The sequence below is a fragment of the Vibrio comitans genome (assembly GCA_024346835.1).
GTDB lineage: Bacteria > Pseudomonadota > Gammaproteobacteria > Enterobacterales > Vibrionaceae > Vibrio > Vibrio comitans.
Window position 1 is genome coordinate 2,721,919 of the sequence record AP024866.1, and the last position, 16,936, is coordinate 2,738,854.

The 16,936-nt window shown below is 45.4% G+C and carries 16 protein-coding genes; 8 read left to right on the plus strand and 8 right to left on the minus strand.

Annotated elements, in window-relative coordinates; translation table 11 throughout:
• Positions 1 to 53: 53 nt before the first annotated feature.
• Positions 54 to 683, minus strand: coding sequence for a flavin prenyltransferase UbiX (locus OCU46_RS12455; RefSeq protein ID WP_141270884.1), 630 nt, complete (start codon positions 681 to 683; stop codon positions 54 to 56).
• Positions 683 to 2,038 carry a UDP-N-acetylmuramate:L-alanyl-gamma-D-glutamyl-meso-diaminopimelate ligase gene (mpl, locus tag OCU46_RS12460; protein WP_141270885.1) on the minus strand — a complete coding sequence of 452 codons (1,356 nt, stop codon included), beginning with the start codon at positions 2,036 to 2,038 and terminating at the stop codon, positions 683 to 685. The genes OCU46_RS12455 and mpl overlap by 1 nt, the downstream gene beginning before the upstream one ends.
• A 217-nt stretch (positions 2,039 to 2,255) precedes the next feature.
• On the opposite strand from mpl, the gene fbp reads away from it, so the two are divergent.
• Positions 2,256 to 3,272, plus strand: coding sequence for a class 1 fructose-bisphosphatase (gene fbp, locus OCU46_RS12465; RefSeq protein WP_141270886.1), 1,017 nt, complete (start codon positions 2,256 to 2,258; stop codon positions 3,270 to 3,272).
• On the opposite strand, the gene OCU46_RS12470 is transcribed toward fbp, so the two are convergent.
• The 4 genes from OCU46_RS12470 to tamA are packed head-to-tail and all read right to left on the minus strand — an operon-like array spanning position 3,269 to position 9,752.
• The gene (locus OCU46_RS12470) at positions 3,269 to 3,790 is read right to left on the minus strand and encodes a lipocalin family protein (RefSeq protein ID WP_141270887.1); all 522 of its coding nucleotides are present in this window, start codon (positions 3,788 to 3,790) and stop codon (positions 3,269 to 3,271) included. The genes fbp and OCU46_RS12470 overlap by 4 nt on opposite strands.
• Before the next feature lie 38 nt (positions 3,791 to 3,828).
• Positions 3,829 to 4,173, minus strand: coding sequence for a gamma-glutamylcyclotransferase family protein (locus OCU46_RS12475; RefSeq protein WP_141270888.1), 345 nt, complete (start codon positions 4,171 to 4,173; stop codon positions 3,829 to 3,831).
• Positions 4,174 to 4,188: 15 nt separating this feature from the next.
• On the minus strand, positions 4,189 to 8,028 hold the full coding sequence (tamB, locus tag OCU46_RS12480) for an autotransporter assembly complex protein TamB (protein ID WP_141270889.1): 3,840 nt from the start codon (positions 8,026 to 8,028) through the stop codon (positions 4,189 to 4,191).
• The gene (tamA, locus tag OCU46_RS12485; protein ID WP_167495355.1) at positions 8,028 to 9,752 is read right to left on the minus strand and encodes an autotransporter assembly complex protein TamA; all 1,725 of its coding nucleotides are present in this window, start codon (positions 9,750 to 9,752) and stop codon (positions 8,028 to 8,030) included. The genes tamB and tamA overlap by 1 nt, the downstream gene beginning before the upstream one ends.
• Before the next feature lie 140 nt (positions 9,753 to 9,892).
• Between tamA and msrA the strand changes: the two genes are divergently transcribed.
• The 6 genes from msrA (at position 9,893) to OCU46_RS12515 (ending at position 14,609) form a co-directional block, all read left to right on the plus strand.
• Entirely contained in the window at positions 9,893 to 10,534 is a 642-nt protein-coding gene (msrA, locus tag OCU46_RS12490; protein ID WP_141270890.1) for a peptide-methionine (S)-S-oxide reductase MsrA, read from the plus strand.
• Between the two features lie 68 nt (positions 10,535 to 10,602).
• Entirely contained in the window at positions 10,603 to 11,154 is a 552-nt protein-coding gene (locus OCU46_RS12495; RefSeq protein ID WP_141270891.1) for a YtfJ family protein, read from the plus strand.
• 146 nt (positions 11,155 to 11,300) lie between these two features.
• Positions 11,301 to 12,059, plus strand: a complete 759-nt coding sequence (gene zrgA / locus OCU46_RS12500) for a zinc uptake protein ZrgA (RefSeq protein WP_141270892.1) — start codon at positions 11,301 to 11,303, stop codon at positions 12,057 to 12,059.
• A 72-nt stretch (positions 12,060 to 12,131) separates the two neighbouring features.
• Positions 12,132 to 12,848, plus strand: coding sequence for an ABC transporter ATP-binding protein (locus tag OCU46_RS12505; protein ID WP_141270893.1), 717 nt, complete (start codon positions 12,132 to 12,134; stop codon positions 12,846 to 12,848).
• On the plus strand, positions 12,848 to 14,107 hold the full coding sequence (locus tag OCU46_RS12510) for an ABC transporter permease (RefSeq protein ID WP_141270894.1): 1,260 nt from the start codon (positions 12,848 to 12,850) through the stop codon (positions 14,105 to 14,107). Before OCU46_RS12505 ends, OCU46_RS12510 begins: the two co-directional genes overlap by 1 nt.
• Before the next feature lie 10 nt (positions 14,108 to 14,117).
• On the plus strand, positions 14,118 to 14,609 hold the full coding sequence (locus OCU46_RS12515) for a DUF3299 domain-containing protein (RefSeq protein WP_141270895.1): 492 nt from the start codon (positions 14,118 to 14,120) through the stop codon (positions 14,607 to 14,609).
• A 52-nt stretch (positions 14,610 to 14,661) separates the two neighbouring features.
• Here OCU46_RS12515 and cobA read toward each other — a convergent pair whose 3' ends face one another.
• The gene (gene cobA, locus OCU46_RS12520) at positions 14,662 to 15,498 is read right to left on the minus strand and encodes a uroporphyrinogen-III C-methyltransferase (RefSeq protein WP_141270896.1); all 837 of its coding nucleotides are present in this window, start codon (positions 15,496 to 15,498) and stop codon (positions 14,662 to 14,664) included.
• Positions 15,499 to 15,683: 185 nt separating this feature from the next.
• On the opposite strand from cobA, the gene OCU46_RS12525 reads away from it, so the two are divergent.
• Complete coding sequence (locus OCU46_RS12525) at positions 15,684 to 16,136, plus strand: GNAT family N-acetyltransferase (protein ID WP_141270897.1); 453 nt, start codon at positions 15,684 to 15,686, stop codon at positions 16,134 to 16,136.
• A gap of 7 nt (positions 16,137 to 16,143) precedes the next feature.
• On the opposite strand, the gene OCU46_RS12530 is transcribed toward OCU46_RS12525, so the two are convergent.
• Entirely contained in the window at positions 16,144 to 16,728 is a 585-nt protein-coding gene (locus tag OCU46_RS12530) for a LysM-like peptidoglycan-binding domain-containing protein (protein WP_141270898.1), read from the minus strand.
• Positions 16,729 to 16,936 lie beyond the last annotated feature (208 nt).

The following is a 16,936-nucleotide window of genomic DNA, read 5'->3' on the forward strand; positions in this document are numbered from 1 at the left end:
AGGACATAGAAAAAACAACGCCAGCAATATGCTGGCGTTGATATTTTGATTCGTTACTGACGTCTATCGTAGCCCCAAGGCTGCACCAGATCTTGGTTGACACCGATATGGTCGAGCACTCGCGCCACCATAAAGTTAACGAGATCATCAATGGATTGCGGCTGATGATAAAACCCAGGGGCTGCAGGCATAATAGTCGCCCCCATCTTTGATAGCTTGAGCATATTCTCTAGGTGTAACGTGGAGAAAGGCGTTTCACGCACTACCAAAATCAACTGACCTCGCTCTTTGAGTACCACGTCTGCCGCACGCTCAATAAGATTGTCAGAGATACCATGAGCGATCGACGCAAGACTACCTGCCGAACAAGGACAAACAATCATTTGCTTAGGAGCGGCTGATCCGGAAGCGACTGGCGAGAACCAATCTTCTTTGCCACACACGATGAGCTTTGAATCATCGCACCCCAAATGCTCCACCAATGCCGCTTTGATAGCATCAGGGCCGCTAGGAAGCTTGAGGTTATGTTCAGTGGCTAACACTACACGAGCCGCTGAAGAAACTAAAAAGAACACCTTATAATCCGCTTCGAGTAGTTTCTTAAGTAATGCTAAGCCGTAGGGAGCCCCAGAGGCTCCCGTCATCGCTAATGTAATGCTTTTCTGTTGTTGGCTATGCTGCATTAATGTTCCGCTACCTGTAGTGCTTGTAGAAGCTTAGTATGGATTCCCTCAAAACCGCCATTACTCATCACCAGTATATGGTCGCCTGGCTTAGTCTCGTCCACTAAAGATTGGACAATGTCATCCACTGAGTTAGAAGCTTGCGCTGGCTGAGAGCACTGCTGTGCAATATCTTGCACTGACCAATCGATACTATCGGGTTGATAGAGAAATACCTTGTCAGCCAAACCTAATGAGGCCGCTAGGGTATCTTTGTGAACTCCCATCTTCATAGTGCTCGAGCGTGGTTCAAGTACTGCAAATATTCTTTGCTTACCAACTTTATTACGCAAGCCATCTAGAGTCAGTTCAACGGCTGTTGGGTGGTGAGCAAAATCATCATAAACAGTGATGCCATTCACTTCGCCCTTAAGCTCTAGGCGGCGCTTGGTATTAATAAAGCGCCCCAAAGACTCACAAGCAAGGTCTGGAACAACGCCCACATGTCTCGCCGCAGCTATCGCCATCAAAGCATTATTCACATTATGGTCGCCGACAAGATCCCATTTCACTTCACCGACTAACTGCTGCTTCAAATACACCTCAAAGTGACTGCCGTCTGCTTTTTGTTTTTTCACTTGCCAATCTTTGCCAGAGAACTCCGTTTCACTCCAGCAGCCGCGAGACAACACATCACTTATTGCCTCGTCATCAGCAGGAGACAGCATGCGCCCGTTACTTGGAACCGTTCTAACTAAGTGATGAAACTGACGCTTGATTGCTTCAAGATCGTCAAAGATATCTGCATGATCAAATTCAAGGTTATTCATCACCAGGGTGCGAGGATGATAGTGAACAAACTTAGATCGTTTATCAAAAAAAGCACTGTCGTATTCGTCTGCTTCTACCACAAAAAACATACTGCCACCAAGGCGAGCAGATTGATCAAAATTGCCTAGTACACCGCCGACAAGGAATCCCGGCTCATAGCCGCAATCTTCCAATATCCAAGCCAGCATACTTGAAGTGGTCGTTTTACCATGAGTACCCGCGACAGCCAGTACCCAACGATCATGCAAAAGGAACTCTTGTAGCCACTGTGGCCCTGAGGTGTATTTAAGATTGTTGTCCAATACATATTCAACGCACGGATTGCCACGACTCATTGCATTACCAATAACCACTAAGTCTGGGCGAGGCTCCAGTTGCTTAGGATCGTAGCCTTGGATTATCTCAACCCCCTCCGACTCAAGTAGTGTGCTCATTGGAGGGTAAACGTTCGCATCACTACCCGTCACTTTGTGACCAAGCTGCTTTGCTAGTACTGCCGCGCCACCCATGAAGGTGCCACAAATTCCGAGTATATGAATATGCATAAAGTTTCCATTTGCTTTGAGAGATGGCTCTATCCGAAGGTGAGTCAATAGCCTTATAATTGATTCTAACCAGATTCTGGACACTAACCCATAGCATTGCGAGTGATGAAAGTCAGAAAACTGTGAAATAGATCAGTTACTTCGCGTGTCGTAATATGTTTTGTCCTGTATATTTGGCTAAAAAAAGAACTTGTCATACAAATAAACGGAACCCCCCATGTCCAATTTAAGAACGTTAGGTGAATTTATTATCGAGAAGCAGCATGACTTCCCCCATGCTAGCGGTGATCTCTCGTCTCTTTTGTCGTCAATTAATCTGGCGGCTAAAGTTGTACACCGTGAGATTAACAAGGCAGGCCTTGTTGATATCACAGGTGCGGCTGGTGTAGAAAACATTCAAGGCGAAGCACAGCAAAAATTGGATGTATTAGCAAACGATACCTTCAAGGCTGCACTTGAAAATCGTGACCAAGTTTGTGGTATTGCGAGTGAAGAAGAAGACGACTTCGTTTCTTTCGACAGTGAGATCAACAAGCAAGCAAAATACGTGGTATTGATGGATCCTCTAGATGGTTCTAGCAACATCGATGTAAACGTATCTGTAGGTACAATCTTCTCTATCTACCGTCGCTTGTCACCTATTGGTGGTCCAACTGAAGCTCGTGATTTCCTACAACCAGGTACAGAGCAAGTGGCTTCTGGTTACGTAATCTACGGTTCTTCAACCATGCTAGTTTACACTACAGGTAAAGGCGTTCACGGCTTCACTTACGATCCGTCTATCGGTTCTTTCTGCCTGTCGCACGAAGACATGCGTATTCCTAAGCAGGGCTTTATCTACTCTATCAACGAGGGTAACTACATTAACTTCCCTGCTGGTGTGAAGAAGTACATTAAGTACTGCCAAGAAGAAGATGAAGCAGGCAAGCGCCCTTACACTTCTCGCTACATTGGTTCTTTGGTATCAGATTTCCACCGTAACCTACTACTAGGTGGTATCTTCCTTTACCCTAGTACTCGCGCTTACCCAACGGGTAAACTGCGTCTTCTTTATGAGTGCAACCCAATTGCTTTCCTAGCGGAACAAGCTGGCGGTGAAGCTACAGATGGCGCACGCCGTATCATGGAAATCAAGCCAGAAGAACTACACCAACGTGTACCATTCTTTGCCGGCTCGACTGACATGGTAGAAACTTTACACGGTTTCATGCGCGATAACCCTGACCAGTACTAATCTGCCGTCTGTTCGACCCAGATTAATTCGCTAGTATCAAAGCCAAGCTCTTTTGCTTGGCTTTTAAATTTCTGCTTTATGTCATCGCTTATCTGCGGTGTTCTGGACAATAGCCAAAGATAGGAATGATTCGGCCCTGAGACAAAGGCATAATCATAGTTCTGCTTTTCTAGTTCAAAGACGATGTAAGAGCCGTAAAAAGGCCCAAAGAAGGACACCTTCAAGTATCCCAAGTCCTCAGACTCGACGAAATAGGCCTTGCCTTCAGCACTGTTCCATTCTTTATCTTCCGTAGAGTAGCCAGAATTTAACACCTTGACTCCACCGTCTTCGCGCATCGAGTATTCTGCTGACACTTGGTTCATACCTCGTTCGAATGAGTGGTCAAGACGCGCAATCTCGTACCATTTACCCAAGTATCGTTCTAATTCAAAGTTGTTTACTGGAGTGATCTGATCCGGTTTACCCACACAACCCCATAGCACCATGCAACTCAACGCCGTTAACATCCATTTCATACTTACTTCCTTGTTTAATATGACTAGGGCCGATTGGCCTAATTGCGTAAGTTCCAGTCTCCTGACTCTATCGCCTTACCTGATTCAGTGCCTTGATAAATATAAATCCACGCCTCTCCGAAGGGAGTATCTATAGTCTCTCTTCTGTACTCAATAGGAACATCTTCAAAAATATCTAGCTTAACTAATACTTCTTCGGAGATTCTGTACACCTCCCCTGTGATGACCTCATGCCCCTCAACAATGCCCGGAAGCGTGCTGAAATCATAGAGTGCATACTGTGGCGGCGTCTCAAACAAGCCAAGAAACTCGCTTCCTTGTAGAAGGTAATGATTCGCTTCATCTCGTCTCAAGGTTCCATAAACAAAAACTAAATGCTGCATACCTTCACCCTATGGTTAATCGAATTCAAACTGATACAACAAATCTACGGCGCTGTCTGTGCCTGACATCACTTCTAAATACAGGTCTTTCATCAATCGATAGCGGAATGTGAACTCACCAACGGATTCAAAGATACCCACGCCGTATTTAACCTGTAAGCCAGGGAGTATGTAGCCACTTACGGTGACCTGAGAGTCATCCCCAGTACCTGTCGTATCCAACTGCAGATCGCTCACCCCAAAGGCTTCACCAATCTCACCGACAACTCGTCCACTTCGAGCTAAGCTCAAACCAATCAGCGCTGTTGTCATGGCGTTACCGCCCGAATCACTGTCTATATCTTGCCCTCGCAAAATATACGATAAAGCATTCGCTTGCGGCATAGCTGGATCTGAGAATACTTCGATACTCGGTTCATCCGCTAGCCCTGATACCTGTATACCCGCAACCACATCATCTTCAGTGTTGTCTGGGTTTCGAATTGCCTTAATCGATAAGTACGGCTGATCGGCAGGCCCATTAAACTGCACCTTACCTTCATCAATAATTAAGTCTTGACCAAAGGAGCGATATTTACCATCGACGATATTCACCTCACCAAGAATGAACGGCGCTTTGTTCTTTTGAGATACGTTGATTTCTCCGACTAATCCACCTTGCAACCCAAAAGCATTTAGCAAGAAGTCATCACCGATAATAACCTTGATGTCAGACTTAATCTCAAATGGGAAATCAGAACCTTTATCCAATGGTTTCAAGTCTTTATCTAAGATAACTTCATCTGAGGATACAGAAATTGCAGAAGGCGGAAGCTCTTCGACGGTAATTCTTCCCCAAGGCAATCGAACTTCACCTTTCACATCAATTAATCCTGGGGTCACAGCGATATCAATATCCGGTTCGATTCTTGCCTTAACCACTGGAGGAACCTCCACCAGCAATTGATTTGCTGAGATATTGTACTTAGCTCGCCAATCTTCTATATCTTGCCAATCACTTTCACCCGTGATTAACAGCGCCCCATCCTCGGTCTCAATCTTGGCATCTAGATTACTTTGATAGCCGGAGAATTTCGCTATCACTTGCCCTGAAGTAACGTCAATAGGGCTCACATCGCCTGTCGCTATAATATTCTCAACTCTTAAGTCACCGAATATCTTAGGCTGGTTCACTGGGCCTTTGAGCTCAATATCAGAATTGATATCCGCACCAACCTTACTGAATTCGCCAAATAGGGGCTTTAGCATATCAAGTGTGATCTGCTGCAATTGCAGTCTGGCATCTATCTGCTTGTTGTCTGTAGAAACTTTATCGAGTTCAACCCGCCCTTTGATGTCACCGTTATTGGTTAGGTCAATCAACCACTCAGCGTTAAGGTCATCCTTAATTAAACTCGCATTAAGGTTCGCCTCATTCCAGCCGACGGTTACTGGACGGTCTAATTTCTGAGTGACATTCCCTTTTGGTAACTCAACTTTAACCTCGACTTCAGGCAGTGCTGTTGGAGACCACTTCGCGCGAGCATTAGCATCGACCTTACCGACCAGTGAAATATCTTTTGGCAGTAGTGATGCCACTTGAGAGAAATTGAAGTTTTGAACACTGGCAAACACCTCTCCAGACTGGCCGGCTTCAAGGTCTTTATCAAGGCAGAGCTTAGAGTCCGCTTGCAACCAGCAATGCGCCTCAACGAACGCAATTTGTTTGTCTACGTCATAGGAAATGGTCGGTGTATGATCTAAAGCCCATTCACCTTGAACGGTCTCTAGGCGAGACTCAAGTAACTCTCCCTTCCATTTAATTCCAGGTTTTGTCTCTAGTTCCCCAGACAGATCCAGCATATATTTAACAATATCGGAATCAAGACTAAATGAAGCCCTATGCTGCTCTTGAGTTCCACTAAAACTAAACTCACTGCGGGTGACTTTCTGTTCGAGATGCTGCAGGCCTTGAACCACCAGATTGAGCTTTCCACCTGGAGTCGGTAATGGCTCTACATCCCCTTTCAGGGTTATAGACTCAATCGTCACCTGATCTTGCCAAGCAATCTTATTTGCCGTGACATCGGCGATTACCTCAGGAGTCGCGAAGGGCCCTCGAAGCTCGATTAACCCTATTGCGGAGCCGTCTAAATCTGGCACCGTATGCTTTATTTGTGGAATATCCAGCTTGGTATCAAGGTTCCAGTTTTCATCAAGGTTTCCCGAAATACGGATGTTGTTCTGCCCATGCGCCACTACTAAGCCCGGAGTATCAAGCCGATAGTCTCCCTTTCCAGTAGCGTCTTTGGCATCAAGAACACCGTTAATATTCAACGGGTAATCACGGAAGATACCGTCAATATCAAGCTCTGAAAGCTCAACCTCCCAACCGCCTTTTTCTGGCAATCGCCCTGTTGTAGCTAAGCGCCCACTAATATCACCCTCGGCCTCAGGCCAGTAACTCCCTGGTTGAATATTTTGTAATTGAAGATTGGCTGCCCAATTTATTGGGCTAGCCCAATTCGCCATCACACTGCCTTCAATAGCACCTTGTAGGGTTTTGACATCGATGCTTTCTAGATCGATATGCTCTAGGCTACCCTCTCCATCCACAGTCAGATCCACATCAGGAATCGCCTTACCCTGCACCGCGCCCATTAAATCGAGGGTGTAGTTGTCTAAAATACCTTTTGCTTTAAGCGATGCTATTTGTGCTTTGTAGTCAGCCTCACCCTGCAACGGCCATTGCACTTGCGCTTGTCTTAAGTCGATATCAAAGGGAATATCTGGGTCTAAAGGCTCTAGTTTGGCATCGATATCGGCAACAATGAGTTTTCTCAATCCAGCACTTAGTGCCAGATCAGCCACACTGCCCTCGGCATTTAGTGACAAAGTCTGACCTGCAAGTGTGGTTTGTTTTATCTTTGCGTCGGTATTGATAGTTAGCGGGTAATCTTCTTTTAGCTCTACTTCGCCATCTAGATTTAAATCCACCAGTGGCATCGCTAATTCAAAGGTTTGAACGGTGACGTTATTTCCTTCGGCAGAACCAATCAGATGCGCTCGGTCTATCTCTACCTCTGGGGACGTCATTTTAAAGTCGGTGACGGTAATATCTTCAATCTTGGCGCTAAGAGGAATCCACACCTCAGGTAGCACTATCTTTGATTTAGGCGAATCAGCACTGGTTTCTTGTGTCACCTCTGGCTCACCTTCGCTAGTTGCAAGAGTGAGTCGGCCACCATCAAGACGCGTTGGATTTAAAGTAAGGCTATCAAAGCGCATTTGCGCTCCAGTCTCGAACTCTCTCCATGCGATCTTATTGCCCAAGATATCCAGATCGATTCTATCCAGATACAGACGCTCAATATTTACACCTAAGCCAAAAGGAAGGGAAACGCTAGTGATAGGCTCACTTGGCGGCTCGTTAGCGACTTCTTCACTTGGCGCTATATCGGTAAGAGCGAAATTAGCACCTTCTATACCTAAGGTTTTAATGCAAAGCTCGACCTTAGGAATGCAACGCAGCTGTATATCCAGTTCAAGCTTTTCCGCCTGCAGCGCCACAAATAAGTCAGGATTGTTATATTGAATGCCGTATAGCTGAAAATCGTTCAGTAGAGCCCCTTCGGTATCCTCTACCTTTAACTCGGGCACAAACTTTTCCGCTGTCCAAATTATTCCGTTGAGCCCTGGATTAGTGAAAAGCAGTACCCAAAGCATAATGATGATGAACAAAATAAGCGCCAGCATGCCCAAAGATAAATGAGCAATAGCACGCAGGAAACGACGCCATAAAGAGCGTTTTTTCTTCGCTACTGGCGGAGATTCCGCACTTGTTTGCTGTTCGTTTTGTTGTGATTTTTCCATCATTACAACTCAGGCCCCAAACCAAAATGAAGCTGGAATTTATCCGTACCTTCTTCCACGTCTAAACCAAATGCAAAATCAAGCCTGACCGGCCCGACCGGTGAAGCCCATCTTATCCCGACACCAGTACCTGTTTTCCATTCAGGGGTTTCATTCCACGCATCACCATAGTCAACAAACGTGGCCAACCACCAATTCCCATAAACTCGATATTGATACTCTAGACTAGTCGTGGCCATAAACTTAGCACCGGTCAGCTTACCTTCACTGTCTTTTGGCGATATCGATTCGTATTCATAACCACGCAGGTTATTATCACCACCAGCAAAGAAACGTAATGAAGGAGGAAGTTCAAAAACAGATTCAGTAAAGTTAGCACCGCCGCCCACATAAAAAATAGCTCTATGGTTCTCTTTGTAACTTCTTATCCAAGTCGTTCGCCCTACCACCCTCAATACTCTTGCTTCCGAGAGAACCGCAGGGTCACCATATTCAAATGAGATAGATTGCTTATCTCCCCACGTTGGCATTGTTCCACCTCTAGAGCGAGTCTTACTGTAGGCGATGCCCGGCAAAAGCATCGTAAATCGGTCTTCCTGAGCACCCTGTGTAAAGTCTTCATTTAACAAACGAATGAAAGCAGTTCGATGCCAACCACTGTCTAATTGCCAGTGTCGCTCTAGGCCTAAGCTTGACTCAAAACTGGTGGTATCGTTGTTATCCAAATACTTCATACCATACTGAAGGCGATAGTACTCCCGAAGCACGTCCTCCAGAGGGATCTTATAGCCAACGACGATCTCTTGCTCTGGTTTGGACAAAGAGAAGCTACTGTCAAAGCTGTGCCCTTGTGGGTTCAGCCATGGCCGCTTCCAATTCAGAGAACCTCTCACTCCCACGTCTGTTGAATAGCCAATACCCGTTTCAACCAGATGACGAGACTGTGGCGAAAGACGAATGGCCATAGGCAATTCACGGTTTCCATTGCCGACTTGGCTCAAATCGGGTTCCACATAGACCGAGGAAAACCACGACGTGCTGGATAGGTTTTGGTTGAGCTGGCCAACATCCGTAGCGAGATAAGGATCACCCTGCTTAAACGGTATTAGCGAGAATACTCTGTCTCGCTCTATTTGTGAGCCTGACACACTGGTAGGACCAAACGTATATCGAATGCCACTTTCATAATGTAGATGTATAAAAGCCTGATTAAGATCTGGGGCAACCTCTAGGCGTGTAACACTGAAGTCTCCTTCAAAATAGCCTCGCTTCAATGCAAGGTTACGTAACCCTGATTTAAGGGCATCATAATCCCCATGATTCAGTTGTGCGCCTTGTTTGAGTTTGCTCGCTTGGATTAAAGCCTCGAACGTGGGGTCATCTTTTGCTTCACCACTCACCTGAATATCCAGGGCTTGAATCACCACAGGATCGCCTAACTTAACATCAACATTAAGCTCTTGATCTTCTTCATTAACCGTAAAGGTGAGTTCAGGATGGTAATAGCCCAAAGCTCTAACCGCTTGGACTATGCTTTCTTCAACACGAGATTGGAAACGAAGGGATGTTGAGTAATCTTCTTCCGGAATGGCAGACAGATAAGCCTCAACGTTTTCTTCGGCCTTTTCAGAAAGCCCATTAACGTTGAGGGTAGCCTCAGCTCGACTCAATTGGCTAAAAACCAAAAAAGCGATAGCGATAAATATCCGTATTACGCGTTGATTCATTGTGTAATTGTTACTGTACTTCCTGTAACGAAACAGAGGTGTGTAGCCAGAAAAATTCCCCAAGGGAGCGACTAAATAGTATAAAGGATTGATCCATGATAAAAAATTTAAAAAATCACTTACTTTCGCTAGGAGGCCACATGTTTGACAAACAAATCATGATTTCAAAGGAAGATGCACTTCCAGGTCGCGATAATCCGATCCTTGAGTTTGGACAACACTTCGTAAACCACACTGATTTGACCGCGCCACCAGCAAAAGGTTGCCAACAAATATTGCTTGGTTTGGGCTGTTTTTGGGGAGCAGAGCGTCTTTTCTGGAATATCCCTGGCGTTGTATCTACGTCCGTCGGTTATGCCGGAGGTTATACGCCTAACCCGACCTATGAAGAGGTCTGTTCTGGGCAAACCGGTCATACAGAGATCGTACGCGTCGTCTTCGATCCAGATCAGGTGTCTTTAGCGGCAATACTGCAAGTATTTTGGGAAAAGCACGACCCTACTCAAGGGATGCGCCAAGGCAATGACAGAGGCACTCAATACCGCTCTGCTATTTATGCCTACAGTGATGAGCATTTAGTTGCTGCGAAAGAGTCACTGACGACTTATCAGCAACTGCTAGTCCAGTCGGGAAAACCTTCTATTACCACAGAGATAGCAGTAGCTGGCCCCTACTACTTAGCAGAAGAATACCACCAGCAATATTTAGCCAAAAACCCGAATGGTTATTGCGGAATAGGCGGTACTGGCGTCTGTTTCCCACCACAAAATAATGAGTCTTAAGTGTGAAATAATCTATTTAACATATACTTAAAACCACCTATCGCTTGTAGCACAACAACGGAAGAAATATGAAAGCAAAACACTTAATCGCAGTACTTGGAATGACTCTACCTTTGTCTTCATGGGCGCTGAACCTAAATACCGGAGACAAAGCCCCAATGGTGAGCGTGGCCAGTCATGGGGAAGCGATGGTAAAAAATGATGATATAACATATCATGAGTGGGATTCAGCAAGCATGGTGGGTAAGACACGTGTGATACAAGCTATTGCCGGTCGCTCTGCAGCTAAGGCTCTAAATAAGCCAATGATAGATGCAATAGTCCAAGCCGACTTCCCACAGGATAAGTACCAAACCACGACCATAGTCAATCAAGACGATGCCATTTGGGGTACTAGCTCATTTGTAAAATCGAGTGCAGAGGACAGTAAAATCGAGTTCCCGCACTCTTCAATCGTGTTAGATGAAAATGGTGCTGTAGCAAAAGCGTGGGACCTTGAACCAAAGACTTCATTGATAGCGGTGCAAGATAAGAACGGTAATATCCTTTGGGCTAAAGAGGGTGAGTTAACGGCTGAAGAGATACAACAAGTGATCACTTTGGTTAGAGAAAACCTATAAAACTCAAACTTTTTAGAAGCTTGGCTGTCTGAGTTCTGTTATCTAGCCCAAACTTAACCCCTTGGGTTTAGATATAGCAGAGAAATATGATTGAAAGAATTCGACGCTACAATGCGTCGCTTCTACTCCTTTAGGTAATTAGAACAATGATAAAAGCTGTTAAGCCACTATTCACCCTAAGCGCTGTAACGCTAGCGGTAGCCTCTGTTTCAGTTCATGCTGAAGAAAACTTCCGTCAACATGGCGCTCACGTTCACGGTAGTGTTGAGTTTAATATTGCTCAAGATGGCGAAGACCTTCTTGTTGAAATTCTTGCCCCTGGTGCAGATGTGGTGGGCTTTGAGCACGCACCAAACAATGATGAGCAACGTCAAGCTCTAGAAAAAGCAGTTGCTCAACTTAATGCCGCTGACTCTATCTTAAAAATGAGCCCAGCAGCAGGCTGTGAACTGTCTACAGCCCAAGTTTCTCACACACTAGGTGGTGATGAAGATCATGACCACTCTGGCCACGATCATGACAAACACCATGACGATCACGCTGATCATCATGATGGGCATGACCATGACTCTCACGACCACGACAAGCATGCAGATGAACACGAGCATCACGACCATGATGCACACGATCATTCCGAGCATGACCACGATAAACACGCTGATGGTCACGATCACCATGAGCATCATGACCATGACCATGACCATGACCACGATCATAGTGGCGGCCACGGTGAATTCAACATTGCGTATCAGTACCAATGTAAAGATGTCAGCAAACTTGCCGAGATTGACAGCGATTGGTTCAAGCTATTCAGTGGCACGCAAACAATTCGTGTTAATCTGCTAACCGACTCTGCACAGATTGCCACTGAGCTCACCAAAGGCAACACTGTCATCAAGCTTTAGTCAAAAAATGGCCACGCCCCAAAGGAGTGGCCATCTCCTGTCACTTTTCAACAGATTGATATAGGAAACATAGTGACCAAACGTTCTCAAATAGACACCGTTATCGAACTGCAAGATGTTCGCTTTTCATGGCCAGATAATCCGACTCCTACCCTAGATATACCAAAACTTACGGTAAATAGAGGAGAGCATGTATTTATCAAGGGCCCTAGTGGTTGTGGTAAATCGACTCTGCTTAGCCTGCTGACAGGAATTGCTTCTTGCGAAAGTGGCTCTCTTAAGGTGTTAGACACTGAATTATCTTCCCTATCTCAGACTCAAAGAGATAGATTTCGAGCGGATAACATTGGTTATATTTTCCAGCAGTTTAATCTACTGCCTTACTTATCTGTGATTGATAATGTCGTGCTTCCTTGTCATTTCTCTACGCAAAGAAAAAATGGTGTCGATGGAGATCTCAAGCAACAAGCTCGCGAGCTATTAATGAGACTTCACCTTGCTGAAGACCTATTGCATAAGCCCGTAGTAGAGCTGAGTATCGGGCAACAACAACGTGTCGCAGCAGCGCGAGCGCTCATTGGCAAGCCGCAGCTTATCATTGCTGATGAACCAACTTCAGCTCTCGATTATGCAAACCGAACCGCGTTTATCGAATTACTCATGGAGCAAGCAGAGAAAGCCAATTCAACGTTAGTCTTTGTTAGTCACGACCCCACTCTTGAAAAACTATTCGATACGGGCATCAACCTGCAAGATATCAACCTAGTTAAAACCGGAGCATTAAATTAATGAAAGCGACCGCGCATTTAGCTTGGAAAAGCCTTTCAAACCGAAAGACCACTGCTTTTCTCACCATCTTAACAGTGGCTATCTCGGTCATATTACTCCTTGGCGTAGAACGTATTCGTACCCAAGCTAAAAACAGCTTTGCTAACACTATCTCTGGCACCGACTTGATAGTGGGTGCTCGCTCAGGACAGGTGAACCTGCTGCTCTACTCGGTGTTTCGTATCGGTAATGCTACCAATAATATCGATTGGAAGAGTTTTGAAGAATTCAGTAATAATCCAGCGGTAGACTGGGCTATTCCTATCTCCCTTGGCGACTCCCATAAAGGCTTTAGGGTGATGGGCACCACACAAGCCTATTTTGATCACTACAAATACGGTAAAAAACAGCACCTAGAACTGAGCGCTGGTAAACCATTCAATGGTCTTTTTGAAGCGACCATTGGCGCTGATGTCGCGAAGACTCTCGGTTACGAAGTAGGAACAGAGATCATCATAGCTCACGGCATCGCGGATGTTGGCTTTGCAAGGCATGACAACCTGCCATTTAAAGTGGTCGGTATCTTGGCACCAACCGGGACTCCGGTTGATAAAACGGTGCACGTATCTCTGCAGGCGATAGAAGCCATTCATGTCGGATGGGAATCTGGCACCAACATGGGGGGCAACCCCGGCGCCGAGGTACTAGAGAAAATAGATTTTCAGCCTAAAGAAATTACCGCCTTCATGCTGGGGTTAAAGTCTAAGATACAAACCTTTACCCTGCAGCGCCAAATTAATACGTACAATAAAGAACCTTTGAGTGCGATCCTGCCTGGCATTGCCTTACACGAGCTTTGGGGCATGATGTCAGTTGCAGAACAAGCCTTGCTAGCGGTATCTGGCTTTGTGGTGATAGCAGGTCTACTTGGTATGCTAAGTAGCTTGTTAACTAGCTTACAAGAGCGCCGCAGAGAAATGGCCATATTAAGAGCGATGGGCGCAAGGCCTCGCCACATATTTGTGTTGCTAGTAAGCGAAGCAACAGCGCTGACTATGGCTGGTATTGCTACCGGTGTCGCAGGGCTTTACGCTCTGTTATTGATACTGAAACCCATAGTGCAACAACTTTATGGTATAAGTATTGAATTGAATATGTTGACCACTCATGAATGGACTCTGATTGGCCTAGTATTAGGCGCGGGAGTTGTCATCGGATTTATACCTGCATTTAGGGCATATCGTCAGTCTCTTGCTGATGGCATGACAATTCGAATTTAAGAGAGAAGTTATGAAGAAGATAACCCTTTGGGTTGCGACTATCGCGCTAACAATGTTTAACATTGTTGCGCATGCTGAACCCCTTCAGCTGAACTGGATTGATCTGGTTCCTGAAAGTGAGCGCGCTCAATTTGATATTCAAGGTATGCCATCGGCTTCAAGTCATGATGGAAACGCTGCGGCACAATCTATGGTTGGATCAGTTCGTACCGAACTAGATGGCAGCCAAGTGAAGATCCCGGGGTTTGTGATCCCATTAGAGGGCGATGCTAATAAAGTGACTGAGTTTTTACTCGTCCCCTACTTTGGCGCTTGTATTCACGTACCACCGCCACCGCCAAACCAAATCATCTACGTGAAGTTCCCTAGTGGGGCTCCGGTCCAGCAGTTGTGGGATGTGGTGTATGTAGTTGGTGAACTAAAAGCGCAAACCATAGAAAGCGAATTAGCTCAAACTGGCTATCTTCTTAATGGAGTCTCATTAGAGGCTTACGAAGACTAAAACCGCTAGCCAATTCCAAGGGCCTGAGTAGTAATCACTCAGGCCCTTTTTATTAGACGTAAGCCAACTCTTGGCTATGTTCACTGTCTTTGTTGAACCACTCTAATTTCTTGCCTAGAGCAACCACTTCTCCTACCACAATTAGTGCTGGAGAGGCAGCCTGTGTCGATAGCTGACTTAACTCTGAAAGCTTGCCATAGATGACTTTTTGCGAGGACTGTGTGCCACGCTCAATAATCGCGATAGGAGTATCTTCTGCCCTGCCATGGTGCTGAAGCTGCTTCTCTATGAAGCCAGATTTCATCAACCCCATGTAGATGACGAGCGTTTGGTTCTTTCTCGCTAGCGTAGACCAGTCAACACTCGAGTCTTCATCTTTGAGATGACCAGTAACAAACAGTGCTGACTGCGCGTAATCTCTGTGAGTAAGAGGAATACCAGCATATGCTGTTGCTCCAGACGCGGCCGTAATACCGGGTACCACTTGAAAACTCACACCGTTATCCACCAAGATCTCTAATTCTTCCGCACCTCGCCCGAACACAAAAGGATCGCCACCTTTAATTCTTACAACGCGATAGCCTTGTTTGGCAAAGTCCACAAGTAGCTGATTGGTTTTGTGCTGTGGAACACTATGAGCACCCGCTCGCTTGCCCACACAAACAAGGATAGCGTCGCTAGAGACTAGCGACATTATCTCATCCGATACTAGGTAGTCGTATAAGATAACCTCGGCTTGTCTCAGCATGTTAAGGGCTTTGATAGTTAACAATTCTGGATCTCCAGGTCCTGCTCCAACCAATGCAACTTCCCCTTTTCTAAGGGCTGTATAAGGCAATTTAGAGTCAATTGCCGAGCGCGGAGTAAGAGGAACAACTGTGTCGAGCATACTAACGTCCTGTTAATGAGATTTCGATCGATTATGCAGTGTTCAATTTATAACTGGAAATTCTATATTTTCATCTGTTATTACTTAATTGACTTAAAAATAGACATGCAGTCCCTATCTTAATTCACTAAAGAGTTGTGATAACCTAAGGGCAATCGCAACACTGTTAGTAAATGGGTACTTACATGATTGAATGGAAACTGCTTTCCTTTGACGAGATAGACAACCGACTTCTCTATCAAGTATTAAAGCTTCGTGTCGATGTATTTGTCGTCGAGCAAGAGTGTGCTTACCCAGAACTGGATGAGAAAGACCTGTTTGACGGCGTTAAACACCTCATTGGGCTCATTGACGAAAGAGTGGTTGCCGGCGCTCGTCTGATTCCCGCTGGGTTATCTTATCCGGCTACCAGTATAGGTAGAGTGGTAGTATGCCCATCGGTGAGAGAGTTAAAGCTAGGGCATAGTTTGATGAAGAAGGCGGTAACTGAGTGCCTGCAACTATGGCCCGATCAAGCCATTGAAATTGGTGCTCAAGCGCATTTAGAGCAGTTTTATAAAAGACATGGTTTCGAGGCTTTTTCCGCGCCTTACCTTGAAGATGGTATCCCGCACATAAATATGCGAAGAAAACCGTAGTAAGTAGTTACTTACTACGACCAAAGCCACCATCTGATAATCTAAAGAACATCACTGAATCACCAGAGCGCTCTAATTGAAGAATGTCTAAGCGACCTTCTGCATCCCGCTTGAATCGTACCAGTTGCCCCTGCTTAATCTGACTAAGAGGCTTATCTATTCCCTCAATCTTTGCCAAGGCATTCAAATCCGTCATTGCAAGGCTATTTTCACGAAACACATTTGCTAAGGTGTCGCCAGCTTTCACCTCATACTCAATCCATTGCTCTTTCACAGGTTCATCACCTGACACTGCAACGCTTGATGTCGTAGTAGTAGTCACTGACTGTTCACTCAAACCACGAGTGTTGATAGGTACAGATACCCTTTCGTTAATTGGAGTGCCCGCTTCAATCCCTGAAGTGATATTTGGTGTTGGCATAAAAACAAGGATCAAGGTAATGGGTACCACCACCATTAATGCCCTGCGATGTAATTTCGGTAATGAAGTCACGCCACCTTTGATCTTTGAAGGCAGTGCTTTCCACTCTATTTGGTTCCACGTTTCTAATAATACTTCTGTGTGTCTCTTAGAGCGGGTACGTCGATTCATCCCATATCACTCCGACTTATCCATTTCTATCAGGATATAAAAAAAACCGTTCAATGAACACTCCTCACACTCTCTATGAAACAGAATTGAACGAAATTTAACTGAAATTGAGAGCTACTCCAGTGTTAGCTCACTTGATTTTTACAATCTTAGTCGTCGAATGGACGCTGATACTTAGATTATTTATATAAAATTTGACCAGCATTTA